21 protein-coding genes and 2 tRNA genes are annotated in these 24469 nt (G+C 67.4%); 15 read left to right on the plus strand and 8 right to left on the minus strand.

All coding sequences use genetic code 11. The features are described from left to right. Nucleotides 1-27: 27 nt before the first annotated feature. A complete protein-coding gene (gene radA / locus ACO227_RS18750) occupies nucleotides 28-1395 on the minus strand; it encodes a DNA repair protein RadA (protein WP_423603983.1) in 1368 nt (455 codons plus the stop codon). Nucleotides 1396-1423: 28 nt separating this feature from the next. Further along, nucleotides 1424-2116, minus strand: a complete 693-nt coding sequence (locus tag ACO227_RS18755) for a helix-turn-helix transcriptional regulator (RefSeq protein WP_423603984.1) — start codon at nucleotides 2114-2116, stop codon at nucleotides 1424-1426. Nucleotides 2117-2247: 131 nt separating this feature from the next. Between ACO227_RS18755 and ACO227_RS18760 the strand changes: the two genes are divergently transcribed. Then, nucleotides 2248-2847 carry a glutathione S-transferase family protein gene (locus tag ACO227_RS18760; RefSeq protein ID WP_423603986.1) on the plus strand — a complete coding sequence of 200 codons (600 nt, stop codon included), beginning with the start codon at nucleotides 2248-2250 and terminating at the stop codon, nucleotides 2845-2847. A 19-nt stretch (nucleotides 2848-2866) separates the two neighbouring features. On the opposite strand, the gene ACO227_RS18765 is transcribed toward ACO227_RS18760, so the two are convergent. Then, nucleotides 2867-3562: a glutathione S-transferase N-terminal domain-containing protein gene (locus tag ACO227_RS18765; RefSeq protein ID WP_423603988.1), complete on the minus strand. Its 696-nt coding sequence runs from the start codon at nucleotides 3560-3562 to the stop codon at nucleotides 2867-2869. Nucleotides 3563-3628: 66 nt separating this feature from the next. Between ACO227_RS18765 and ACO227_RS18770 the strand changes: the two genes are divergently transcribed. Beyond that, nucleotides 3629-4783 carry a glycosyltransferase family 4 protein gene (locus tag ACO227_RS18770; protein WP_423607397.1) on the plus strand — a complete coding sequence of 385 codons (1155 nt, stop codon included), beginning with the start codon at nucleotides 3629-3631 and terminating at the stop codon, nucleotides 4781-4783. A gap of 121 nt (nucleotides 4784-4904) precedes the next feature. Here ACO227_RS18770 and ACO227_RS18775 read toward each other — a convergent pair whose 3' ends face one another. Beyond that, on the minus strand, nucleotides 4905-5219 hold the full coding sequence (locus ACO227_RS18775) for a DUF2218 domain-containing protein (RefSeq protein ID WP_423603990.1): 315 nt from the start codon (nucleotides 5217-5219) through the stop codon (nucleotides 4905-4907). Beyond that, the gene (locus ACO227_RS18780) at nucleotides 5220-5783 is read right to left on the minus strand and encodes a PadR family transcriptional regulator (RefSeq protein ID WP_423603992.1); all 564 of its coding nucleotides are present in this window, start codon (nucleotides 5781-5783) and stop codon (nucleotides 5220-5222) included. It lies immediately after the preceding gene. A gap of 146 nt (nucleotides 5784-5929) precedes the next feature. Between ACO227_RS18780 and ACO227_RS18785 the strand changes: the two genes are divergently transcribed. Then, nucleotides 5930-7252: a replication-associated recombination protein A gene (locus ACO227_RS18785; protein ID WP_423603994.1), complete on the plus strand. Its 1323-nt coding sequence runs from the start codon at nucleotides 5930-5932 to the stop codon at nucleotides 7250-7252. 8 nt (nucleotides 7253-7260) lie between these two features. On the opposite strand, the gene ACO227_RS18790 is transcribed toward ACO227_RS18785, so the two are convergent. Then, a complete protein-coding gene (locus ACO227_RS18790) occupies nucleotides 7261-7653 on the minus strand; it encodes a RidA family protein (RefSeq protein WP_423603996.1) in 393 nt (130 codons plus the stop codon). A 273-nt stretch (nucleotides 7654-7926) separates the two neighbouring features. Between ACO227_RS18790 and ACO227_RS18795 the strand changes: the two genes are divergently transcribed. The 7 genes from ACO227_RS18795 to ACO227_RS18825 all read left to right on the plus strand — a co-directional run bounded on the left by ACO227_RS18795 (nucleotide 7927) and on the right by ACO227_RS18825 (nucleotide 13679). Further along, the gene (locus ACO227_RS18795; protein WP_423603998.1) at nucleotides 7927-9294 is read left to right on the plus strand and encodes a serine hydrolase domain-containing protein; all 1368 of its coding nucleotides are present in this window, start codon (nucleotides 7927-7929) and stop codon (nucleotides 9292-9294) included. Continuing rightward, a complete protein-coding gene (locus ACO227_RS18800) occupies nucleotides 9291-9632 on the plus strand; it encodes an MmcQ/YjbR family DNA-binding protein (protein WP_423604000.1) in 342 nt (113 codons plus the stop codon). Before ACO227_RS18795 ends, ACO227_RS18800 begins: the two co-directional genes overlap by 4 nt. Continuing rightward, entirely contained in the window at nucleotides 9629-9976 is a 348-nt protein-coding gene (locus tag ACO227_RS18805; protein WP_423604002.1) for a hypothetical protein, read from the plus strand. The genes ACO227_RS18800 and ACO227_RS18805 overlap by 4 nt, the downstream gene beginning before the upstream one ends. Further along, on the plus strand, nucleotides 9976-10836 hold the full coding sequence (locus tag ACO227_RS18810) for a hypothetical protein (RefSeq protein WP_423604004.1): 861 nt from the start codon (nucleotides 9976-9978) through the stop codon (nucleotides 10834-10836). The genes ACO227_RS18805 and ACO227_RS18810 overlap by 1 nt, the downstream gene beginning before the upstream one ends. A 66-nt stretch (nucleotides 10837-10902) precedes the next feature. Beyond that, entirely contained in the window at nucleotides 10903-12105 is a 1203-nt protein-coding gene (locus tag ACO227_RS18815; RefSeq protein ID WP_423604005.1) for a diguanylate cyclase domain-containing protein, read from the plus strand. A gap of 87 nt (nucleotides 12106-12192) precedes the next feature. Further along, a tRNA-Thr gene (locus tag ACO227_RS18820) sits at nucleotides 12193-12268 on the plus strand. A gap of 118 nt (nucleotides 12269-12386) precedes the next feature. Next, the gene (locus tag ACO227_RS18825) at nucleotides 12387-13679 is read left to right on the plus strand and encodes a sugar MFS transporter (RefSeq protein WP_423607399.1); all 1293 of its coding nucleotides are present in this window, start codon (nucleotides 12387-12389) and stop codon (nucleotides 13677-13679) included. Nucleotides 13680-13742: 63 nt separating this feature from the next. Here ACO227_RS18825 and ACO227_RS18830 read toward each other — a convergent pair. Then, nucleotides 13743-13829 (minus strand) — tRNA-Leu (locus ACO227_RS18830). A 68-nt stretch (nucleotides 13830-13897) separates the two neighbouring features. After that, nucleotides 13898-15058 carry a phytase gene (locus ACO227_RS18835; RefSeq protein WP_423604007.1) on the minus strand — a complete coding sequence of 387 codons (1161 nt, stop codon included), beginning with the start codon at nucleotides 15056-15058 and terminating at the stop codon, nucleotides 13898-13900. 162 nt (nucleotides 15059-15220) lie between these two features. Between ACO227_RS18835 and ACO227_RS18840 the strand changes: the two genes are divergently transcribed. The 5 genes from ACO227_RS18840 (at nucleotide 15221) to rpoB (ending at nucleotide 24454) form a co-directional block, all read left to right on the plus strand. After that, entirely contained in the window at nucleotides 15221-15814 is a 594-nt protein-coding gene (locus ACO227_RS18840; protein WP_423604009.1) for an RNA polymerase sigma factor, read from the plus strand. A gap of 126 nt (nucleotides 15815-15940) precedes the next feature. Next, the gene (locus ACO227_RS18845; RefSeq protein ID WP_423604011.1) at nucleotides 15941-16903 is read left to right on the plus strand and encodes a FecR family protein; all 963 of its coding nucleotides are present in this window, start codon (nucleotides 15941-15943) and stop codon (nucleotides 16901-16903) included. A 106-nt stretch (nucleotides 16904-17009) separates the two neighbouring features. Continuing rightward, the gene (locus ACO227_RS18850; protein WP_423604012.1) at nucleotides 17010-19850 is read left to right on the plus strand and encodes a TonB-dependent receptor; all 2841 of its coding nucleotides are present in this window, start codon (nucleotides 17010-17012) and stop codon (nucleotides 19848-19850) included. Between the two features lie 60 nt (nucleotides 19851-19910). Continuing rightward, the gene (locus ACO227_RS18855; protein ID WP_423604014.1) at nucleotides 19911-20072 is read left to right on the plus strand and encodes a hypothetical protein; all 162 of its coding nucleotides are present in this window, start codon (nucleotides 19911-19913) and stop codon (nucleotides 20070-20072) included. A 230-nt stretch (nucleotides 20073-20302) separates the two neighbouring features. Continuing rightward, nucleotides 20303-24454: a DNA-directed RNA polymerase subunit beta gene (gene rpoB / locus ACO227_RS18860; RefSeq protein WP_423604015.1), complete on the plus strand. Its 4152-nt coding sequence runs from the start codon at nucleotides 20303-20305 to the stop codon at nucleotides 24452-24454. The last annotated feature ends 15 nt before the right edge of the window (nucleotides 24455-24469 follow it).

The raw sequence follows: 24469 nt of genomic DNA on the forward strand, positions 1-24469 counted from the left end.
GGCCTCGCGCCTCCGCGTGAACCGAAATCACCGTCCCAGCATATGCTCGACGAACCCGCCCAGGCTCTTGAACCCGGTCAGCGCGACCGTTCCCTCCTTGCCCTGCGCGGCGGGCACCAGCGCGCGGGTGAAGCCGAGCTTGCCCGCTTCCTTGAGCCGCAGCGCGCCATGTGCGACCGGCCGCACCTCGCCCGACAGCGCGATCTCGCCGAACGCCACCGCGTCGGCCGCGACCGGCCGCTCGGACAGCGCCGAGACCAATGCCGCCGCCACCGCCAGGTCCGCCGCCGGATCCTGCACGCGATAGCCCCCGGCGATGTTGAGATAGACCTCGCTGGTCGAGAAGCTGAGCCCGCAGCGCGCCTCCAGCACCGCCAGGATCATCGCCAGCCGCCCGCTGTCCCAGCCGACTACCGCGCGCCGCGGCGTCGCCCCGCTCGCCAGCCGCACGACCAGCGCCTGGATCTCGACCAGCACCGGCCGCGTGCCCTCCAGCGCGGGGAACACCACCGTCCCGGTCACGCTCTCGTCGCGCGAGGTCAGGAACAGCGACGAGGGATTGCCGACCTCGGCCAGCCCCGCCGCCTCCATCGCGAACACGCCGATCTCATCGGTGCCGCCGAAGCGGTTCTTCACCGCGCGTAGAATGCGATACTGGTGGCTGCGCTCGCCCTCGAACGCCAGCACGGTGTCGACCATATGCTCGAGCACGCGCGGCCCCGCGAGGCTGCCGTCCTTGGTGACGTGCCCGACCAGCACCACCGCCGTCCCGCGCTCCTTGGCGAAGCGGATCAGTTCCTGCGCCGACGCGCGCACCTGGCTTACCGTGCCCGGCGCCCCCTCGATCAGGTCGCTGTGCATCGTCTGGATCGAGTCGATGATCAGCAGCCGCGGCGGCGCGGTGCCACCCAGCGTGGTCAGGATGTCGCGCACCGAAGTCGCTGCCGCCAGTTGCACCGGCGCATTGCCCAGCCCCAGCCGCCGTGCGCGCAGCCGTACCTGGTCCGCCGCCTCCTCGCCCGAAACATAAGCGACGCCAAGGCCTTGCAGCGCCATCTTGGCAGCCGCCTGCAGCAATAGGGTCGACTTGCCGATCCCCGGATCGCCGCCGATCAGCGTCGCGCTCGCCTCGACGAAGCCGCCGCCCAGCGCCCTGTCGAGCTCGGCGATCCCGGTCGGCATGCGGTCGGGCAGCGGCACTTCGGCATCGAGCCCGGAGAGCGAGATCATCCGGCCGCCGCCCTGCAGGTTGTGCTTGGCCTGGAACGGTGTGACCACTGCACCGGCATCCTCGACCAGCGTGTTCCACTCGCCGCAATCGACGCATTGCCCCGCCCATTTGGACGAGACCGATCCGCATTGCTGACAAACATAGCGCTTCTGGAGTTTGGCCATTCGTGCCGCTTAGCAGGAAGAGAACGATTCAGGAACGATATTTCGCTTCCTGCATCTTGCGCCAGCGGTTCTGCAGCGCCGCGGGGCGATCGGGATAGCGTTCCTCGCGGAACTCGGCGCCCACGATCCGGTCGATGCGGAAGCTGCGGAAATCCTCGCGCAGCTCGCACCAGGCGAAGACCATGCGCACCGCGTCGCGATAGCCGACCAGGAACGGCCAGATCGTCCGCTGCGAGGCACGTCCCTCGCCATCGGCATAATCGAGATCGAGCTTCATCCCGCGCCGGCACCACAGCCGCAGCTGCGCCATGTCGAGCGGCTCGACCGGCTCCTCCCAGCGCGGCGGCGCGGCCACCACCGGCTCGAGCACCAGCGCCCGCAGATTCTCGGGCACGGTCGCGGCGAGCTTGGCGATGAGGTCCTCGGCTGCGCGCGACAATTCGCGGTCGCCCTGCGCCTTGACCCATTGCGCGCCGAGCACCGCCGCCTCGACCTCGTCGGTGGTCAGCATCAGCGGCGGCAGGTCGAACCCGCCATCGAGCACATAGCCGATCCCCGCCTCGCCGCGTATCGGCACGCGCTGCGCCATCAAGGTCGCGATGTCGCGATAGATGGTACGCTTCGACGTCTCCAGCTCCTCCGCGATCGCCTCCGCCGTCACCGGGTTGCGGTGCCGCCGCAGCAGCTGGATGATCTGGAACAGGCGGTCGGCGCGGCGCATGCGGCAGTCCTTCTCATGATGTCGAATTTCGACTTAGTGCCATGCTGCTGACAGCATGTTGGCAGCAGGGTGGCAGTAGTCAATCGTTCGACGGCAGCGATTTCCCCGCCAGCCGAGAGGAGGACCGGACCATGCTCACTTTCTATCACGCCCCCCAAACCCGCTCGGGCCGCACCATGTGGTTGCTGGAGGAGAGCGGCCTCCCCTTCGAGACGCGCTACGTCAACGTGCAGCGCGCGGACGGCAGCGGCGCGTTCGATCCGGCCAACGTCCATCCCGACGGCAAGGTGCCGGCGATCGTCCATGACGGGGTGGTCATCCCTGAAAGCTATGCCATCGCCGTTTATGTCAGCGATCTCGCCCCCGATTCCGGCCTCGGCGTGCCGGTGGGTTCGGCCGAGCGTGGCCCGTTCCTCGCCTGGCTGATGTGGCTCGCGACCGAGCTCGAGCCGGCGATCTTCATGCGCCTCTATGGCGGTGCGGAGGGCAATCCGATGGCCGAGAAATCCTATCGCCAGGTCGTGCGCCGTCTCGAGCTCGCGCTCGCTAACGGGCCGTACCTGATGGGCCACCGCTTCACCGCCGTCGACGTCATGGCGGGCTCGACCGTCGCCTGGGCCCGCCACGTCTTCCCCGAAAGCGCCGAGATCGACGCCTGGCTCGCGCGCATCGCCGACCGCCCGGCACACGCCCGGGCGTGTGAGAACGATGCGGAGAAGATGGCGGCGTAAATGCCGGGACGGCGAAGGGCTATCCCTTCGCCGTCACCATCAGCCCGCGCTGCACCGCCGGCCGCGCCAGGCCGCGCTCGAGCCACGCCGCGACATTCTTGAAATCGTCGAACCCGACCAGCTCGCGCGCCTCGTAGAAGCCGATCAGGTTGCGCACCCACCCGAGCGAGGCGATGTCGGCGATCGAATAGTCGCCCATGATCCACTCGCGGCCTTCGAGCCGGCTATCCAGAACGCCAAGCAACCGCTTCGATTCATTGACATATCGATCGCGCGGCCGCTTATCCTCATATTCCCGCCCGGCGAATTTATGGAAGAAGCCGAGCTGCCCGAACATCGGCCCGATCCCGCCCATCTGCCACATCAGCCACGCGATCGTCTCGTAGCGCTGCGCCGGGTCGAGGAACTTGCCGGTCTTCTCGGCGAGGTAGATCAGGATCGCTCCGCTCTCGAACAGCGCCTGCGGCCGCCCGTTCGGCCCATCGGGATCGATCATCGCCGGGATCTTGCCATTGGGATTGAGGCTCAGGAACTCGGGTGTCTTCTGGTCGTCAACCGTGATGTCGACCAGATGCGGCTCATAGGGCAGCCCGGTCTCCTCCAGCATGATCCCCGCCTTCACCCCGTTGGGCGTGTTGAGCGAATAGAGCTGGATGCGGTCGGGATGCTGCGCCGGCCAGCGGCGCGTGATCGGGAACTGCGACAGATCGGTCATGCTGGGAGCCTCCTGCTTGAGGCCGCGACATAGTAAGGCCGCATTCGCCACGCTATGGGCGCATCGATGAATCCGACTGATCTTCGTGTCGCCTTGTTCAGCGGCAACTACAATTACGTGCGCGACGGCGCGAACCAGGCGCTCAACAAGCTCGTCCGCCACCTGCTCGATCGCGGTGTCACGGTACGCGTCTATTCGCCGACCACCGATACCCCCGCCTTCGCCCCCGAGGGCGACCTGGTCAGCGTCCCCGCCTGGCCCGTCCCCGGCGGGCGCGGCGAGTACAAGATCGCGCTCGGCCTGCCGAAGGCTCCGCGCGCCGACCTCGAGGCGTTCAAGCCCAATCTCGTCCATGTCTCCGCGCCCGAATTTCTCGGCCATGCCGCGGTCGCCTGGGCGCACGAGCGCGGCATCCCCGCGGTCGCCTCGCTCCACACGCGGTTCGAGACCTATCCGCGCTATTACGGCATCGGCTTCGTCGAGCCGTGGCTGATCCGCCGCCTCACGCGCTTCTACAACAAGGTCGACCGCGTCGTGGTGCCCGGCAATTCGGTCGCCGAGCTGATCAAGGGCTGGGGCGTCACCACCCCGATCAGCATCTGGTCGCGCGGCGTCGACCATGCCCGCTTCAACCCGCAGCGCCGCGACGATGCATGGCGCCGCGGCCTCGGCATCCCCGACGACGTCGCCGCGGTCGGCTTCCTCGGCCGCCTCGTGCTGGAAAAGGGCCTCGACATCTTCGCCGAGGTCGCGCGCGAGCTGAAGCGCCGCGAGGTGCCGCATCGCATCCTCGTGATCGGCGAGGGTCCCGCGCGCGACTGGTTCGCCGAGCGCGTCCCCGACGCGATCTTCACCGGGTTCCAGTCGGGCGACGATCTCGGCCGCGCGGTCGCGGGGATGGACGTGTTCTTCAACCCTTCGGTCACCGAGACGTTCGGCAACGTGACGTCCGAGGCGATGGCCTGCGGCGTCCCCGTGGTCGCGGCGAAGGCGACCGGCGCGATGGACCTGGTCGATGAGGGCCAGACCGGCTTCCTCGTCCCGCCGCGCGACGTCACCGCCTATGCCGACGCGATCGAGCGCCTCGCCCGCGACGCCGCGATGCGCCGCAGCTTCGGCGCGGCCGGTCACGCCAAGATGCAGAGCTATGTCTGGGACCGCGTCAACCAGGCGGTGCTCGACGCCTATCTCGAGATTATGGCGACACAGGCATCCAAGTAACCAGCCGTCACCCCGGACTTGTTCCGGGGTCCACTCGGCCGCAAGCAATGTCCAAGCGTCTCGCGCCGCATCGTTCGCCGCGCCGTGGATCCCGGCACGGGGGCCGGGATGACGGTTCAGCCTAGTTCCACTCGTAGCTCAGCGGCGCCTCGCGGAACGCGAACCGGTCGACATGCCGCTCGACCGCGCCCTTGAGCCCCTCGAGCTGCCCCGCGGCGCTGGCGTCCACGCGGATCGCCAGCCCCTCGGGCTTCGCGTCGAGCGTGACCAGCCCGTCGCCGGGCCAGTCGGCGCCGCGCGCATCCCTGGGGAACAGGATCGTGCCATGGTCGGGCGTGAACTCGACCTTGAGGTTATGCTCCCAGTGCTTGCACAGCTGCTGAAGATAGCGGCTGGCCTTGTCGGTCTTGGCGAACCCGTTCGCACTTACGCTCATTCACAGCCTCTCGATCTTGCGCGCCGCCTCGTCGATCAGGTCGGCGACCGCATGTAGGGTCTCCTGGCTGACCTCGCCATCGCCCAGCCGGTGCTGGAGGACCTGGCGGAGGTTGCCCATCGCGCGCCGCACCGGGCTGCCATGGCTGCGCGAGCGCATCGTGCCGATCGCCGCGAGCCGCTCCATCAGCGCCTCGACCTCTTCCTCGCGCTCGGTCAAATGCGCCTGGCCGGTGGTGGTGATGGCGAACACCTTCTTGGCGTCGTCGCTCGCCTGCTCGGCGATCAGCTCCATGTCGGCGAGCATGGTCAGCGTCGGATAGACCACGCCCGGGCTCGGCGCATAGGCGCCGCCGGTGCGCTCCTCGATCTCGCGGATCAGGTCATAGCCGTGGCGCGGCGCTTCCTCGATCAGCTTGAGCAGGATCAGGCGAAGCTCGTCGCCTTGAAACATGCGCCGCCGGCCGCGGCCGCCGCCCATGCCTTCGCCGCCGGTCACATCCCATTCCACGGTGAACGGCCCCCATTGGCGCCGCCCGCGCGGTCCGAACCCGCCGAATTCCATGCCTCCACGCGGCCCGCAGCCGCGATGATGTCCTCGAAACATTCCTGTACCTTTCATATTCGAGTCGTGATGCGTCTAAGATATATCTTGAAATAGCCTGCACAAGCCCCTTCGCGAAATTTGCGCAAGTTCCTATATCGTTCCGCATGGCCGACCTGTTCGGCGGGCTCGAGTCCGCCACTGCCCCTGACGATTCCGCCCCCGGCGGCCCGCTCGCCGACCGGTTGCGCCCGCAGCGGCTCGAGGATGTCGTCGGCCAGGATCATTTGACCGGCCCCGAGGGCGCGATCGGCCGCATGGTCGCGGCGGGCAAGCTCAGCTCGATCATCCTCTGGGGGCCGCCCGGTACCGGCAAGACCACGATCGCCCGGCTGCTCGCCGATGCCGTCGGCCTGCGCTTCGTCGCGATCAGCGCGGTCTTCTCGGGCGTCGCCGACCTCAAGAAGGTGTTTGCCGAGGCGAAGGAGCACGCCCGGCTCGGCAAGCGCACCCTGCTCTTCGTCGACGAGATCCACCGCTTCAACCGCTCGCAGCAGGATGGTTTCCTCCCGTTTGTCGAGGACGGCACCGTCACGCTGGTCGGCGCGACCACCGAGAATCCGAGCTTCGAGCTCAACGCCGCGCTTCTCTCCCGCGCGCAGGTGCTCATCCTGCGCCGCCTCGACCACGCTGCGCTCACGCAATTGCTCGACCGTGCCGAGGCCGTCGAGGACCGTCCGCTGCCTCTCACGCCCGAGGCCCGCGACGCGCTGGTCGCCAGCGCCGACGGCGACGGCCGCTTCCTGCTCAACCAGGCCGAGACCTTGTTCTCGGTGCACTTTGACGAACCGCTCGATCCGCCGGCACTCGGCGACTTCCTCCAGCGCCGCGTCGCGGTCTACGACAAGGATCGCGAGGGGCACTACAACCTCATCTCCGCGCTTCACAAATCGATCCGCGGCAGCGACCCCCAGGCCGCGCTCTATTATCTCGCCCGCATGCTCACCGCGGGCGAGGAGCCGCTCTACGTGCTGCGCCGCCTGACCCGCGCCGCGGTCGAGGATATCGGCCTCGCCGACCCGAACGCCCTCACCCAATGCATCGCCGCCAAGGACACCTATGAGTTCCTCGGCTCGCCCGAGGGCGAGCTGGCGATCGCCCAGGCCTGCCTCTACCTCGCGACCGCCCCCAAATCGAACGCGGCCTATACCGCGCAGAAGGCCGCATGGCGCAGCGCCAGGGAAACCGGCAGCCTGATGCCGCCGCAGAATATCCTCAACGCGCCCACGAAGCTGATGAAGGAGATCGGCTACGGCAAGGGCTATACCTACGACCATGACGCCGAGGGCGGCTTCTCGGGCGACAATTACTGGCCCGAGGAAATGGAGCCGCAGACCTTCTACGCCCCCACCGACCGCGGCATGGAGAAGCGCATCGCCGAGCGCATGGCGTGGTGGGACGAGCGGCGGCGGGAGCTGAAGGGCGACTAGGCGCCGGCTCAGCCGGGGATCCGGGCGATGACCTTGATCTCGAAGTCGAACCCGGCCAGCCAGTTGACGCCGATCGCGGTCCAGTTGGGATAGGGCGCCTCAGGAAACACCTCGCCCTTCACTTTCAGGATCGTGTCGAACTGTTTCTCGGGATCGGTGTGGAAGCTCGTCACGTCGACGATGTCGTCGAGCCCGCACCCGCCCGCCTTCAGCGTCGCCTCGAGATTGGCGAAGGCGAGACGAACCTGCGACTCGAAGTCCGGCTCGGGCGAACCGTCTTCACGGCTGCCGACCTGACCCGACACGAACAGCAGGTCGCCCGATCGGATCGCGGCGGAATAAGCGTGCGTGCTGTAGAGGTCATGCCGACCGGCGGGAAAAACGGCGTCGCGCTTGGCCATGGGAAGTCTCCTGTAAAGCCGTTGGAGGGTGGCGGTCGATGTCCGCCCATTTTACATACGCGACGTATATAAAATGCGGTCGCCGGTTATCCAGTACAGGCCGCCGTTATTTTCCCCGGTCGCGTCGGCGAGCGGCTTGCCCTTCCAATGTTGGATTCCATCTGCTCTCATCGGCGGATGATCGGACCGGCCCACACCCGCTCGCGCGGCGCCCTGCCCTCGCTTGACACGCCCCGCCTGACACGCCGTTTGAGTCAAGTTTGTGAGTCAATCTTGTCAACTTCCCTGCTCGCGGCGCTTCTGCTCGCCAGCCCCGCAACCGCACAGCAACCGCGCCGCGAACTCACACCGCACCAGCGCGCCATCGCCGCCGGCTACAAGGCGCTGATGCTGTGCGAGGGCCAGTTCGGCGGCGGCCGTACGCCCGAACAGGTCGCGGCGCTGGAACTTACCGGCATCTATCCCGAATATGAGGCGCTGGTGGCCGAGCTTCCCGCGGCCAGCGACTGGCAGGACCGCAGCGTCAGCGTGCCCTTCGCCCCGAACATGCCGCCACGCCTCGCTTATTGGGTGCCGCGTTTCGGCTGCTCGCTCGCGCCGATCGGCGGCAAGCGCGTCCTCCCTCCCTTGCTCCACCCCAACCCGTCGATCCCCCTGCCCGCCGATTCCCGCCCCTGGCCGATCGGCGATGCCGGCATCGCACCGAAGCCGTCAAAGACGCTCTCCGCCGCCATCGCCGCAGCCTTCGACCCCGCGGTATCGAAGGGCCGCACCACCGGCGTGGTGGTCCTGCGCGACGGCAAGCTGATCGCGGAGCGCTATGCGGAGGGCTTCGGCCCGCTCGTCTCCAACCGCACCTGGTCGGTCGCCAAGAGCATCGCCGGCACGCTGATCGGCATCGCCGTCGCCGACGGCAAGCTCGACCCGATGAAGCCCGCGCCCGTCCCCGAATGGCGTACGCCGGGTGATCCGCGCGGCGCGATCACGCTCGACCAGTTGCTGCGGATGGCCTCGGGCCTCGGCAGCGATACCGCGGGCAACCGCACCGACGCGATCTATTTCGGCGGCACCTCGGTGACCGAGCAAGCGGTCGACTGGCCGCTCGTCGCACCGCCCGGCACCACCTTCCGCTATGCCAACAACGACACGCTGCTCGCCGTCCGCGCATTTCGCTCGGCGCTCGCCGACGACAACGCCTATACCGGCTACCCCGGCGATCGCCTGTTCCGCCCGCTCGGCATGGACCACACCACCACCGGGATCGACTGGCAGCAGAACTTCGTGCTCTCCTCGCAGGTCTGGTCCACCGCGCGCGACCTTGCCCGGCTCGGCGAGCTGTGGCGCAACGACGGCGTGTGGCAGGGCAAGCGCCTCCTGCCCGAAGGCTGGGTGAAATACATGACCACCCCCAGCGGTCCGCAGCCGGCCGGCGACGGTCCGGGCTATGGCGCGACGCTCTGGCTGTTCGGCCCGAAACAGGGCCTGCCCGAAGGCAGCTATGCCGCGCAGGGCAATCGAGGCCAGTATATCTTCGTCATTCCCTCCGCGAAGCTCGTCGTGGTCCGCCGCGGCGAGGACCCGGCCGGCAATGCGTTCGAGGCACCGCGCTTCGTCGCCGAGGTGCTGAAGGCGCTCGAATGAAGGATTGGGACGAAGCCTGCGCCTATGCGCTCTCGCTCCCCGATGTGGAGATGGCGCCGTGGTGGGGCACGCCCTGTCCCAAGGTCAACGGCAAGGGCTTCATGTCGCCCAGCCGCGAGCCGGGCAGCTTCGCGCTGGCGGTCACCCACCCCGAGAAGCAGATCCTGTTCGAGACCGATCCGGACACCTTCTGGCAGACCGACCATTATCGCAATTATCCGATGCTGCTGGTCCGTTACGACACCGGCGCCCGCGAGCGGATCGAGCTCTACATCCAGCGCGCCTGGTGGGACCGCGCCAAGCCCGCCCAGCGCAAGGCGTTCGGCGAGCGCCCATGAGCTTCTCCTGGGACGAGGCGGTGGCGTTCGCGCTGACCTTGCCCGGCGTGACGATCGGCGCCGGCGCCAAGGGCTCGACCTCGCCTCAGCTGCGCGGCCAGCAGCTTATCTCGCAGGGCCGCGCGCCCGGCACCTACGTCCTGCGCGCCACCCGCGAGGAGATCGTCGTCCTCAAGCAAACCGATCCGGACACCTTCTGGCAGACGCCGCAGTACGAAGGCTGGCCAACGGTGCTGGTCAACGCCGGCCATGCCGATCCCGAGCGGATGAAGCTGCTGATTGCTCGCGCCTGGTGGGACCGCGCGACGGTGGCGCAGCGCAGGGACTTTGGCGAGCGGCCTTGATGGACCCGACCCGATTCACCCGCTTCGCCGCGATCGACTGGTCCGGCGCCAAGGGCAGCCGCCACCCCGGCATCGCCCTTGCCGTCTGCGGGTCCGGCGATGCCGCCCCCGCGCTGGTCTCGCCGCCCGGCCGTCACTGGTCGCGCGAGGGCATCCGCGACTGGATCCTCGAGCGCGCCGCGGAACCGCTGCTGATCGGCTTCGACATGAGCTTCTGCGCCCCGATCCTCGACCGCGGCGCCTATCTCCCCGGCGAGAGCAGCGCGACCGACGCGCGAGCCTTCTGGGCCTATGTCGACGCCCGGAGCGAGGACGAGGACCTCGGCGCGGCGTCGTTTCTCGACAGCCGCCGCGGCCGTCATTTCTACCTCGGCGCCGCCGACGGATCCAAGGCGGACTTCATGCACTTCCGCCGCTGCGAGCAGCATTTCAACGCCAGCGGCGGGGGCAAGGTCACCACCGTCTACGACGCGATCGGCGCCGCCCAGGTCGCCAAGGCGAGCTTCGCCGGGATGCGCCTGCTCCACGCGCTCGACGGCCGGGTCACGATCTGGCCGTTCGATCCGTTGCCGCCGTCCGGCGCCGTGGTGGTCGAGATCTACACCGCGATCGCCGCCCGCGCCGCCGGGCTGCGCAAGGGCCGGTCCAAGGTGCGCGACGCCACGATGCTCGACACCGCCCTCGCCGAGCTGGGTTCGCGCCCGCACGCCCCGCTCGCGCGCTACGACGATCATTCGACCGACGCGATCCTCACTGCCGCCTGGCTGCGCGCCAATGCCGCCCGCGCCGATCTGTGGCACCCGCCCGCCCTCACCGCCGAGATCGCACGGACCGAGGGCTGGACCTTCGGCATCCCATGACACGGATCGTCGCAAAGCGCGCCGATCTTGCACCGGCTGTTAACCTTGCGCGCGCAGTATCCGGGCATGCGACGTTCGGATCAGCAGCCGCGGCAACAGCCGCGATGGAATCCGTTCCGGGAGCGCGTCCCGCTCCCGCTTCCAGTCTATCGCGAGCTGGTGGACACGCTGTTCGGCATGCGCCTGCCGATCGTGGGACTGGGCCTCGTGTTCGCGGGTGTCGCCGGGCTTGCCGCCTACGAATGGCAGGATCGCGTCTTCGCCGGGATCGCGCTGGGCGCCCTGATCGTCACCGCGGTGCGGCTCTTGCTGCTCGGCGCCTATGCGCGCGATCCGGCGAAGGACGCGGCTCGGCTCAAGCAATGGGAACTGCGCTATGCGATCGGCAACTATGCGATCGCAGTGCTGCTCGCGGCGTTGAACCTGCAGGCGCTCACCCATCATCTCCCCTTGCTTCACCTGCTCACCGTCAGCCTGGTGTTCGGCTTCGGCGCCGGCGTCGTCTCGCGCATTTCGGTGCGGCCGGTGATCTGTATCGTCAGCCTGCTGCTCGCCACCGTGCCGACCGTGGTCGGGCTGGTCGCGCATGCGCTCGTCCCGCATGCCGCGCCGCTCCACGCCGAACTCTTCGCGATCGAGGCGGTGATGGTCGCGATGATCACCGGGCTCAGCCTCCATACCGTGGCGCACCTCTATCGCTCGGCGGTCGAGCATCTCGTGGCGCAGCACGATATGGCGCAGCTTGCCAAGCACGACGCGCTTACCGGCCTCGCCAATCGCCTGCTGCTGCGCGAGCGCTTCCATGACACGAGCCAGGACGCGCTGCGCTCCGGCAACCGGCTCGCGGTCCATTTCATCGATCTCGACGGTTTCAAGCCGGTCAACGACGGCTATGGCCATCCCGCGGGCGACGCGGTGCTCCAGGAGGTCGCCCGGCGGCTCCAGTCCGCGCTCCGGGCGGAAGACACCGCGGCGCGCCTCGGCGGCGACGAGTTCGTCATCCTGCAAGCCGATGTCGCGCACGAGGACGAGGCCGAGATGCTCGCCCGGCGAATCCTCCGCAGGCTCGGCGCGCCCTATGAGATCGAGGAGGCGACCGTCCATCTCTCGGCCAGCCTCGGGATCGCGATGGCGCCGGACCTCGGGTTCGATCTCGAGCGGCTGCTCGCCTGCGCGGACGCTGCATTGTACCGGTCCAAGCTCGGCGGGAAGGCAAGGCTCAGCTTCTGCACGCAGGAAGACGCCGCCAATGCCGAGCTCGCGGCCTGATCCGGCCGCGCCCAAAATCCGCCTTGACCGCGCCGGTCGTTCGGCTCAAGACGCGCGGCCCGCGCGATTCCGCGGTCTCGACCGAGTGCCGGTTTAGCTCAGCTGGTAGAGCAGCGGTTTTGTAAACCGAAGGTCGCGGGTTCGATCCCTGCAACCGGCACCATTTTATCGCTACCACCCGCCAGCACGCATTTTGGTCTCGCCTTTCCCTCCTCGCGCGGTATGACTCGCGCAATGACAACGTTATCAGGAGAGGGGCGTTGGCCGCACCCGTCACACAATTGAGCTCGACCGACCCGTCCCCCGGCGAGGGGACCGCACAGGGCATCAACGCGCCCGATCTTCAGGTCTTCGTCTTCGCGTTGTTCTTCATCTTCGGCGGCATCACCTCGCTCAACGACGTGATCATCCCGAAGCTCAAGGAGCTGTTCACGCTCAACTACACTCAGGCGATGCTGGTGCAGTTCTGCTTCTTCACCGCCTATCTGCTGATCGGAATCCCCGGTGCGAAGCTGGTCAAGAAGCTCGGCTATATGCGAGGCGCGGTGGCTGGGCTGCTGACGATGATGGTCGGCTGCCTGCTGTTCATTCCCGCTTCGCAGAATGCTACCTACGGCCTGTTCCTGTTCGCGCTGTTCGTGCTGGCTAGTGGGGTGGTGATCGTCCAGGTCGTCGCCAATCCGCTGATCTCGTTGCTCGGCAAGCCCGAGACGGCGCACAGCCGCCTCACCTTTGCGCAGGCATTCAATTCATTGGGCACTTGGGTCTTTCCCCTTGTCGGTGCGGGTCTGATCCTCGGGTCGCTGCAGAACGTGAAGGCCGAGCAGTTGTCCGGCCCGGCTCTGGATGCCTATCGCTCGGCTGAAACGACGGCGATCGTGCATACCTATCTGGGGCTTGCGGTTGCGTTGGTCATCGTCGCCGGCGTGGTGTGGCTGTTCCGCAATCGGCTGAAGGGCGAGCGTCATGAGGCGAGCACGGGACTGGCCGGCTTCGATCTGCTCAAGCGCTCACGCTTCGGCTTTGGCGCGCTCTGTATCTTTCTCTACGTGGGTGCCGAAGTCTCGATCGGCTCGCTGATCATTAACTATCTGGCGCTCGAGCGCGTGCTCGGCCAGCCCGAGTCAGTCGTCGGCTGGATGGTCGCATTCTACTGGGGCGGCGCGATGGTCGGACGGTTCATCGGATCGCTGCTCATGTATTTGCGCGTGAGTCCGGGCAAGCTTCTCGCCTTCGTAGCGGTCGGGGCAATCGTGCTGATCGCGATCTCCGCCAACTCCAGCGGTAACCTCGCCGCCTATTCGCTGCTCGCGATCGGCCTGATGAATTCGATCATGTTCCCGACCATCTTCAGCCTCGCCTGCGAGAAGCTCGGCGGCCGCGCGGCGGACGGATCCGGGATCATCAACATCGCGATCTTCGGTGGCGCCGTGGTGCCGCTGGCGACCGGCGCGCTCGCCGATGCGACCGGCAGTCTCGGATTGGCGCTGATCCTACCCGCGATCTGCTACGCGATCATCGCGGGGTTCGGCTACTACGCCCGCCGCCCCTATGACGGGCCTGTCGCGGGATGAGGCACCAGGGCCGGCGAGTCATGCTCGCCGGCCCTGATCATTGACGATGATATCGAGGATCGATGGTACGGGTGGTCGGACTCGAACCGACAATCTGTTGCCAGAGGCGGATTTTGAGTCCGCTGCGTCTACCAATTCCGCCACACCCGCATGCCGACTGGCACCGTGGTAGCCAATGATCGACGTCGCGCTCGTATAGGCGGGCCATCGATCGATTTCTAGGGCATATCGCCCCTGGCGATCGTAGCGGGCGAAAGGATGATCTTCCGCGCCGTCGCCCGCGTTTTCCGCTCGAGCAAAGCCTCGAGCGCGCTCCCCGGCACCATCTTGAAATTCTGGTTCTGCGGGGCGTTGTCGCCGTCCTGGACGACAAGGATGCCCCCTTCGAAGGGGACGCCGAAGTCGCCGGGCGCGAATTCCAGCCCGTCGGTGTCGCTGGTGCCGTCGACATCACCCGAGCCGGCGATCCGGAAGCGCCGGACATAGCGGCCACTCTCCAGGTCATAGGCGACATAGGCGTTTCCGGGCCGGCCGGCCCCGGGCGCGGGATTGTCGGCCTGGCTGGAGACGAGAAGATAGCCCCCGCGCGCACCCCGCGGGACGATCGCAAGTCCCTCGACATCGGGAACCAGCCGTACCCCGTCCACCCGCGCAAACAGCTTCGGCGCGGCCTTGCGCTCAGGCGCGGCATCGATGCGCCACACGCCGCGCTGCTCTTCGGCGACGTAGAGGATGCCGGTGCGATCATCGACGACGCAGCCCTCGGTCTGGCTGGCGAGCTTGATCGAGCGAATGAACCTGGCCCGGGGCGACGGGCCCGAAAGATCGATCGCATATTGTCGCACATCGCCATTGTTGAACGGGATGAAGGCGTGGACGTCGTCCGCCGCGCGCCGCCACAGGCAGAAGCCATAGACGTCGCCGGTGCCGTCGCTCTCGGCCGGAACATGCGCCAGCCGGCGCAGCGCGACCGGTGCGGTTTCAAGCGCGTAGAGCGCGATCTTCCCTCTGGGGTCGTCGGTGCGGTCACTGCCGGCGACGAGCACGCCGGGCGCGTTGCGGATCAGCACGTCGGCGCGCAGGTCGACATTGTTGACCAGCCCCGCTGGTGTCGACGCGAGGAGGGTGCCCGAGAGATCGTAGACGTTGAGGCCCCATTCCTTGTCGGTGCCGACGATCAGGCTCATCGCCGGGTCGGCGGGGTTGCGCCACACTGCGGGGTCGTCCGCGGCGTCGCCGGGCGTCGCGACCGGCGTGGTTTCGCGCACGGCCCTAAGCGTCGCCGTGTCCGCTCCGGCCTTTGGCGAATCCAGTGCAGCTGCGGTTGCCACGCATCCTGAAGCGAGGAGGGCCAGAAAAATACCGTGCAACCGAGTCATTCCACGCCTCCCTCTTGCGAGCGCTGCAATCTGACGCGCGCGGCGCCTCGCCCCCCGGATGCGCGACATGGCCGAAACCGCTACTCGGACGCCCGCCCCCAGTCTGTCATCAAGGAGTCAAGCAGCCCCGATAGTCGCGCCCCCGGCTGTGGGGGAAGTTTGGTGAGCTGGCTCCGTCCGATCGATGCCTGGTTCCGCGATCAGGTCCTGCCGTACGAGGCACATTATCTGAGACAGGCGCGGCGCTGGTCGCGGAACCGCGAGGAGGCCGCCGACCTGGTCCAGGAAGCCTATCTCAAGCTGCTCCAGATGGACGATTGGGCCGCGGTCCGGAATCCCCGCTCCTACGCCGTGACGACGATCCGCAACCTCGTCCTCCAGCGCGTGCGCCGCGAACAGATCGTCGCGATCGTCGACATCCCCGCGCCCAGCCTCGCCGAGACGCGCGACGAGACGCCCGGCGTGTTCGAGGCGGTGGCTGAGCGCCAGGCGCTGGTCGACCTGCTCGCCGAAGTCGAGCGCCTGCCCCCGGCCTGCCGCCGCGTGATCCGGATGCGCAAGTTCGAGGAGCGCTCGCCGCGCGAGATCGCGTTCGAGCTGGGGATCAGCGTATCCACCGTCGAGACCCATCTCGCACGCGGGATGCGGCAGCTGATGCATTGGCGCCGCCGCAGCTCGCAGATGCCGATCGTGCCGCCGACGATCGCGCTGCCGGACGGGGAAACCGCTCCCACGCCCTGCCCGCGCCAGGCCTAGGCCGGCGCAACATCGCGCCGCATCGCCGGAATCCGCGCCCCACGCCAGGAAAAAAGTCCGCCGGGACAATCCGTAATAGCGGTTTTGGTCGTTCCATGTATCTCTCTGCGATATGGGGCGGCTGCAATGAGCAGGGTGGCAAGCACGCAGGAACGGATCGACGCCGAAGCAGCCGACTGGCACGCCGCGATCGAATGCGGGACGGCCGATCGTGAGGCTTTCGAGCGTTGGCGGTCGAGCGACCCGGCGCATGCCCTTGCCTTCATTCGCCTAGCGCAAGTCGATGCGGACCTGGCCTATCTGCGCGAGAGCGGGCTCGGCGAGCGCCCGTTCGCGGATGAGGCGCCGCCCGCCCAGCCAGCGCTGGGCCGCCGTAAACTGCTGACGATCGGCGGGATCGGTGCGGTCGCGGCCGGACTCGGCGGCCTCGGCTGGTCGATCGCGGCGGCGGCGCACACGGCGGAGACCGCGGTCGGGGAACGGCGCCGCATCGTGCTCGCCAAGGGCCTCGCGATCGAGCTCAATACCGACAGCCGCGTCGAATGGCGGCACGAGGACCGGCTCTACGACATCCGCCTGCTGCGGGGCGAAGTGATGGTCGAGCGCTCGGCGGGCAGCGAATCCTGCCGGCTGCATTGCGGGCGATCGGAGATCGACGTGGCGGCCGGCGCGCGAATCAATGCGCGATACGCGCGAAGCGGCGTCGCGGTGTCGGTGCTCGAAGGCGGGGCGTCGTTGCGCACCCCGGGCCCGCGCGGCGCGATCTCGCTTCCGTCCCTGCGCAAGGCGACGATCGCCGACGGCACCCCACCCGCACTGTCGGCGCTCTCGCCGGTCGAGGCCGGCGCGGTCACCGCCTGGCAGCAGGGGCAGCTCCACTTCAACGGGGAGAATCTCGAAGAGGCGGTCGCGGAATATAATCGCTACCTGCCGCGCCCGATCGTGATCGCCGATCCGGCGATCCGGCAGGTCCGCCTCGGCGGGCGTTTCTCGGCTACCGACCCGACCGAGTTCTGCCAGGCGTTGCGCGAAATCTATGGCATCGCGACCCGGGTGGAACCCGACCGCATCCGACTGACGCGGGGCTGATCCAAAAAACTTCGGCCGGCCTTAGCGGTTTCCCTCGGCTCGCGCATCCGGACTGGCGAACGGCACGCCGCTTCCGGCGGGACCGGTCGCACTGGGGAAAACCACAATGTCGGTACTTCGTCCCATCCTGCTGGGTGCAAGCATCCTCACGCTTTGCGGCACGCTCGCGGATCCGGCGCAGGCACGCCCGGCGGTCGCGCAGCAGACGATCGAGTTCAACATTCCCGCGCAGGATCTTGGCGCAGCGCTCAACGAGCTCGGACGGCAGGCCGCCATCACCATCGCCTTTCCCGCCGAGGCGGTGGCGGGACGCCGCAGCGCGCCCCTGCGCGGGCGCTTCACCGCGGCCGACGCCGCGCGCCAGCTCGTCGCCGGTACCGGCCTGCGCGTGACCGAGCGCGGCGGCGGCGCGCTCGTCCTGCTGCGCGGAATGGTCCAGGCACGGACGGCCGCCACCGCGCAGGGCGCCACCGCGCAGTCCGCCGATGTCCCCGACGAGGAACGGGAAGTCGTGGTCACCGGCGCGCTGTCGGGCGTCGCCACCTCGATCGCACGCCAGAAGGCGGCGACCACGGTCAAGAACGTCGTCTCGAGCGACGATTTCGCCAAGCTGCCCGATTTCAACGCGGCGGAATCGCTCCGCCGCCTGCCCGGCATCTCGATGGTCGAGGATCATGGCGAGGGCCGCTTCATCTCGATCCGCGGCGCGCGGCCCAATTACAACGGCACGATGTTCAACGGCTTCACCGTGCCGACCGCCGACAGCGAATCGCACCGCGTCGACCTGCAGACTATCCCCAACACGCTGATCGAGCGGATCGAGGTCAACAAGACGATGACCCCCGACCTGCCCGGCGAAGGCATTGGCGGCTCGGTCAACATCGTCGCACGCAACCCCGCCGAGATCCGTAAGCTCACCGCCGGCGCCTCGCTCTATGGCGGCGTCCAGCAATATCACGGCTCGGAATTCCGCGCCGACGGCTATATCGCCGACCGTTTCGGTCCGGACGGCCAGTTCGGCTTCTCGCTCACCGGCAGCTTCCGCCAGAATGAGCGCCGCGCCTATATCAGCGAGCCCGAGGACTGGCAGCAGGTTCCGTCGAGCAATGGCGGCGAGGTCTGGGCGCCGTCGGAGGTCACCCAGACCGCGGGCGAGTTCAAGCAGCGCAGCATCGGCGTCGACGCGGCGTTCGGCGGCTCGTTCGACCATCTGCGCTTCCAGATCCGCGGCTTCTACAGCCTGTCCAACCTGCCGGGCACCGAGAACCTCATCACCGAGAGCGTCGAACCCGCCGAGACCGGCGGCGTGCCGACCGATTTCGGCACGGACGGCGGTCTGGTCGACGGCTCGATCAGCCGCAGCCTCTCGTACAAGGAATGGAATCTCGCACTCTATGGCGTGCAGACGACGATGGACGCCGACCTCGGCGGCGGCTGGTCGCTCGACCTCGGCCATTCCTTCCAGCAGGCGCGCGAGCATTATCCCCACCGCCTCGACATCCGCAGCAGGGCGGCGGACTTCAGCGACCTGCCGCTTCAGATCGCGAGCGACCGCGCCTCGCTCGGGCCGTTCAGCGGCACGCTTCCGGGAGCGCTGCAGCCCGGCAGCGTCGGGGTCACCTTCTTCCAGCGCGGCGGGCGCTTCGACGACCAGAGCGAGCAGACCGTCTACGCCAATCTGCGCAAGCAGCTGGAGTTCGGCAACGGCGACAAGCTCGAGCTGAAGGCGGGCACCTATCTGCGCTTCATCGACCAGGGCAGCGACAATGTCGCGACGCGCTGGACGGTGTTGGCGGGCCAGACGGTCAGCTTCGGCGAGTTCATGACGGACAACCCGGCGCTGGCACGCGACGGCATCTATTTCGGATCGCTCTCGAGCTTCGGCCGCGCGCATTCGCTGCTCGACGACAATGCGGGCAAGTTCGGACCGGCACAGGTCTTCTATACCCGCGGCGTCGACGTCGCGGCGGACTTCACCGCCGACGTCACCATCCAGGCCTATTACGGCATGGCGACTTGGCGCCACGGTCCCTTCACCGTAATCGGCGGCGGCCGCTTCGAAACGGCGAAGACCAGCTTCGAACGACCGGGCGAGGACGCCGGCGCGGGCCTGCAGCGCTTCGAGGGCTCGTCTTCGCACTTCCTGCCGTCGATCCACCTGCGCTACGACATCACGCCCGAGCTCGTCGCCCGCGCGAGCTGGTCCAACACCACGGCGCGCCCGGATCCGGAAAACGTCTACGCCAATGAATCGCGCGACGATGTCGCGCGCACCATCACGCGCCCCAACCCAGGCCTTGAGCCGCTGACGTCGGAGAATTTCGACGCCTCGCTCGACTGGTATTTCGGACCGCTGAGCTATGTCTCGGTCGGCGCGTTCAAGAAGAACATCGACAACTACCCGCTGGTCACCCAGAGCCGCGTCACGATCGACGGCGAGCTCTACGACCAGTTCACCACCCAGGCCGGGGCGAGCGGCAGGATCGAGGGGTTCGAGGCCGCCTTTCGCCACCAGTTCGACAGTCTGCCGGGGCTGCTCGGCGGCTTCGGCGTCGAGCTCAACTATGCGCATATCGAATCGACGCTGATTTTCGCGCCGCGCCCCGATCGCCCGCCGCTCGCGGAGCAGCCCGAGGACATCTTCAATGCCGGACTCGTCTATGCCAGGGGGCCGGTCTTCGCGCGCCTCAGCCTCTCCCATACCGGCGACAGCATCGACGATGGCGGCATGTCGGACGACGGCCCGGATTATGACGAGATCATCGACGACCGCACCACGCTCGACCTCAGCGCGAGCTACAATCTGAGCGAACGGCTCCAGCTGTTCGCTGAATGGCGCAACATCACCAACAGCACCGCGATCACCTATTCGGGCGAGCGCAACCGCCTGATCAGCTGGGAATCGTTCGGCACCACGGCGGGGCTCGGCCTGCGCCTGCGCTACTAACGTCCATCGGTCGCGGCCCGCGCTTGGGAGCAGCATGCCCAGCCGCGGAACGGCAGCTGGGTGATCGGCCTGGGCCTGCAGGCGACTGCCTATGCCGTCGGCGACATGATCGGCGTCAAGTCGAGGAAGGTCGGGGAGACGATGTGGTTCGGCTCGGACCCGAACACCCTGGCCGAGAATGTGCTGGTCCGGCGGCCTGGCTCAAGCAACGCGTGGATTTGACAGCGCCCGCCCCGCTTCCTATATCCCGCCTTCCCCCGATCGGTCGGGAAATGATGCGCCGTCGCGCAGCGCATCGGACGAATTGGCCGCCGGGATCCATAGACGCTTGAGAGGCTGAGCTTTTCTTCCTGATCGAAGGAGGAAGTTGCTCGGCCCTTTTGGCGTCTGTTCGCGTGCCTGCCCCGGCGGATACCGGGACGCATTTCAGGCTGACGAGGCAAAATACACCCATGGCAACCAAGGCGATCGAAGGCGGCACCGTGAAGCGCCGCATCCGCAAGGTGTTCGGCGACATCCACGAAGTGGTGCAGATGCCGAACCTGATCGAGGTTCAGCGCGAATCCTACGAACAGTTCCTCCGGTCCGATCCCTCGATCGGCTATGTCTCGGGCCTCGAGAAGACCCTGCGCTCGGTGTTCCCGATCCGGGACTTTGCCGGCACCGCCGAGCTCGACTTCGTCACCTATGAGCTCGAGCCGCCCAAGTTCGACGTGGAAGAGTGCCGCCAGCGCGGCATCACCTATGCCGCCCCGATGCGCGTCACGCTGCGCCTGATCGTGTTCGAGGTCGATCCCGACACGGAAGCCCGCTCGGTCCTCGATATCAAGGAGCAGGACGTCTACATGGGCGACATGCCGCTCATGACCGAGAACGGCACCTTCTTCATCAACGGCACCGAGCGCGTCATCGTCAGCCAGATGCACCGTTCGCCGGGCGTGCTGTTCGACCATGACCGCGGCAAGACCCATGCCTCGGGCAAGTATCTCTTCGCGGCGCGCGTGATCCCGTATCGCGGCTCGTGGCTCGACTTCGAGTTCGACGCCAAGGACATCGTCAACGTCCGCATCGACCGCAAGCGCAAGCTGCCGGTGACGACCCTGCTGTACGCTCTCGGGCTGAACAGCGAGGAGATCCTCAACCACTTCTACAACACCGTCACCTTCGTGCGCGGTCCGAACGGCTGGCAGATCCCCTTCCAGCCCGAGAACTGGCGCGGCGCGAAGCCGATGTTCGACATCATCGACGCCAGCTCGGGCGAGGTGGTGTTCCCCGCCGGCCAGAAGATTTCGCCGCGCGCCGCCAACAAGGCGCAGAAGGACGGCCTCGCGACGCTGCTGATCCCGACCGAGGAAATCTTCGGCCGCTACAGCGCGTTCGACCTGATCAACGAGTCGACCGGCGAGATCTATATCGAGGCGGGCGACGAGGTGTCGGCCGACAATCTCGAGAAGCTCGACAAGGCCGGCATCGAGCGCATCGAGCTGCTCGACATCGACCATATCTCGACCGGTCCGTGGATCCGCAACACGCTCAAGGCCGACAAGGCCGAGGAGCGCGAGCAGGCGTTGTCCGACATCTACCGCGTCATGCGCCCCGGCGAGCCGCCGACGCTCGAGACCGCGGAGTCGCTGTTCGGCGGCCTCTTCTTCGATCCGGAGCGCTATGACCTGTCGGCCGTGGGCCGCGTCAAGCTCAATATGCGCCTCGATCTCGATGCCGAGGACACGGTAACGACGCTGCGCACCGAGGACATCCTCGCGGTGGTCAAGACCCTGGTCGATCTCAAGGACGGCAAGGGCGAGGTCGACGACATCGACAATCTCGGCAACCGCCGCGTCCGTTCGGTGGGCGAGCTGCTCGAGAACCAGTATCGTGTCGGCCTGCTCCGCATGGAGCGCGCCGTGAAGGAGCGCATGAGCTCGGTCGACGTGTCGACCGTGATGCCGAACGACCTGATCAACGCGAAGCCCGCGGTCGCCGCGGTCCGCGAGTTCTTCGGCTCGTCGCAGCTCTCGCAGTTCATGGACCAGACCAACCCGCTCTCCGAAGTGACGCACAAGCGCCGCGTCTCGGCACTCGGGCCGGGCGGCCTCACCCGCGAGCGCGCGGGCTTCGAGGTCCGCGACGTTCACCCGACCCATTATGGCCGCATCTGCCCGATCGAGACGCCGGAAGGCCCGAACATCGGTCTGATCAACTCGCTGGCGTCGTTCAGCCGCGTCAACAAGTACGGCTTCATCGAGACGCCGTACCGCAAGGTCGTCGACGGCAAGGTGACCAACGAGGTCGTCTATCTCTCGGCGATGGAAGAGGCCAAGCACACCATCGCTCAGGCTTCGGCCGAGGTCGATGGCGATCAGCGCTTCACCGAGGAACTGGTCTCGGCGCGTCAGGCGGGCGAGTTCCTGATGGCGCTGCCCGACCAGATCACGCTGATGGACGTGTCGCCCAAGCAGCTTGTCTCGGTCGCGGCGTCGCTGATCCCGTTCCTCGAGAACGACGACGCCAACCGCGCGCTGATGGGCTCGAACATGCAGCGCCAGGCCGTGCCGCTGGTGAAAGCGGAAGCGCCGTTCGTCGGAACGGGCATGGAAGAGACCGTCGCGCGGGATTCCGGCGCTGCTATCGCAGCCCGGCGGGCCGGCATCGTCGACCAGGTCGACGCGTCGCGCATCGTCATCCGCGCCACCGGCGAGGTGTCGGCGGAGGAGAGCGGCGTCGACATCTACACGCTGATGAAGTTCGAACGCTCGAACCAGTCGACCTGCATCAACCAGCGTCCGCTGGTGAAGGTGGGCGACGTCGTCAACGTGGGCGACGTGATCGCCGACGGCCCTTCGACCGAGTTCGGCGAGCTGGCGCTGGGCCGCAACGCGCTCGTCGCGTTCATGCCCTGGAACGGCTACAACTATGAGGACTCGATCCTCATCTCCGAGCGGATCGTGAAGGACGACGTGTTCACGTCGATCCACATCGACGAGTTCGAAGTGATGGCCCGCGACACCAAGCTCGGGCCGGAGGACATCACCCGCGACATCCCCAACGTCGGCGAGGAAGCGCTGCGCAACCTCGACGAGGCGGGTATCGTGTACATCGGCGCCGAAGTGGAGCCGGGCGACATCCTGGTCGGCAAGATCACGCCCAAGGGCGAAAGCCCGATGACGCCGGAAGAGAAGCTCCTCCGCGCCATCTTCGGCGAGAAGGCTTCGGACGTGCGCGACACCTCGCTCCGCCTGCCGCCGGGCGTGTCGGGCACGATCGTCGACGTTCGCGTCTTCAATCGCCACGGCATCGACAAGGACGAGCGCGCGATGGCGATCGAGCGCGAGGAGATCGAGCGCCTGAAGAAGGACTCGGACGACGAGCGCAACATCCTCAACCGCGCGACCTGGTCGCGCCTGCGCGAGATGCTGCTCGGCCAGACCGCGACCGGCACGCCGAAGGGCCTCAAGAAGGGCGCGGTGATCGACGAGGATCTGCTCGACAGCGTCGACCGCCACGAGTGGTGGAAGTTCGCGGTGCAGGACGACAAGGTCCAGAGCGACCTCGAAGCGGTGAAGGGCCAGTATGACGAGGCCGTGAAGCGCATCAAGGACAAGTTCGAGGACCGCCGCGAGAAGCTGGAGCGCGGCGACGAGCTGCCGCCGGGCGTGCTCAAGATGGTCAAGGTCTTCGTCGCGGTGAAGCGCAAGCTGCAGCCGGGCGACAAGATGGCCGGCCGTCACGGCAACAAGGGCGTCATCTCGCGCATCCTGCCGGTCGAGGACATGCCGTTCCTCGAGGATGGCACCCCGGTCGATCTCGTGCTCAACCCGCTGGGCGTGCCCTCGCGCATGAATGTCGGGCAGATCTTCGAGACCCACCTCGGCTGGGCCGCGCGCAACCTCGGCATGCAGGTCGCCTCGGCGCTCGAGGACTGGCGTGAGGCCAATCCGGACGCCAAGGCGGGCGAGATGCCGGCCGCGGTCAAGGATCGCCTCGTCGAGATCTATGGCGATCACTATGCCGACGAGATCAAGGCACGCAGCCCCGAGCAGGTCGCCGAATTGATCGAGAATGTCCGCACGGGCATCCCGATGGGCACCCCGGTGTTCGACGGCGCGCGTGAGAGCGACGTGTCGGCGATGCTGGAGCTTGCGGGCCTCGACACCTCGGGCCAGTCGACGCTGTTCGACGGCCGCACGGGCGACGCGTTCGACCGCAAGGTGACCGTGGGCATCATCTACATGCTGAAGCTCCACCACCTGGTCGACGACAAGATCCACGCTCGCTCGATCGGCCCCTACTCGCTCGTCACCCAGCAGCCGCTGGGCGGCAAGGCGCAGTTCGGCGGCCAGCGCTTCGGCGAGATGGAGGTGTGGGCGCTGCAGGCGTACGGCGCGGCGTACACGTTGCAGGAGATGCTGACGGTGAAGTCCGACGACGTGGTCGGCCGCACCAAGGTCTACGAGGCGATCGTCAAGGGCGACGACACGTTCGAGGCCGGCATCCCCGAGAGCTTCAACGTGCTCGTCAAGGAAATGCGCTCGCTGGGCCTCAACGTCGAACTCAAGTCGATGGACGAAGAGGACGGCGACGAGCTGGCCGAGGCGGCGGAGTAACGGATTGCAGGGCAG

Source organism: Sphingomonas sp. MS122 (genome assembly GCF_049532975.1).
Classification (GTDB): Bacteria; Pseudomonadota; Alphaproteobacteria; order Sphingomonadales; family Sphingomonadaceae; genus Sphingomonas.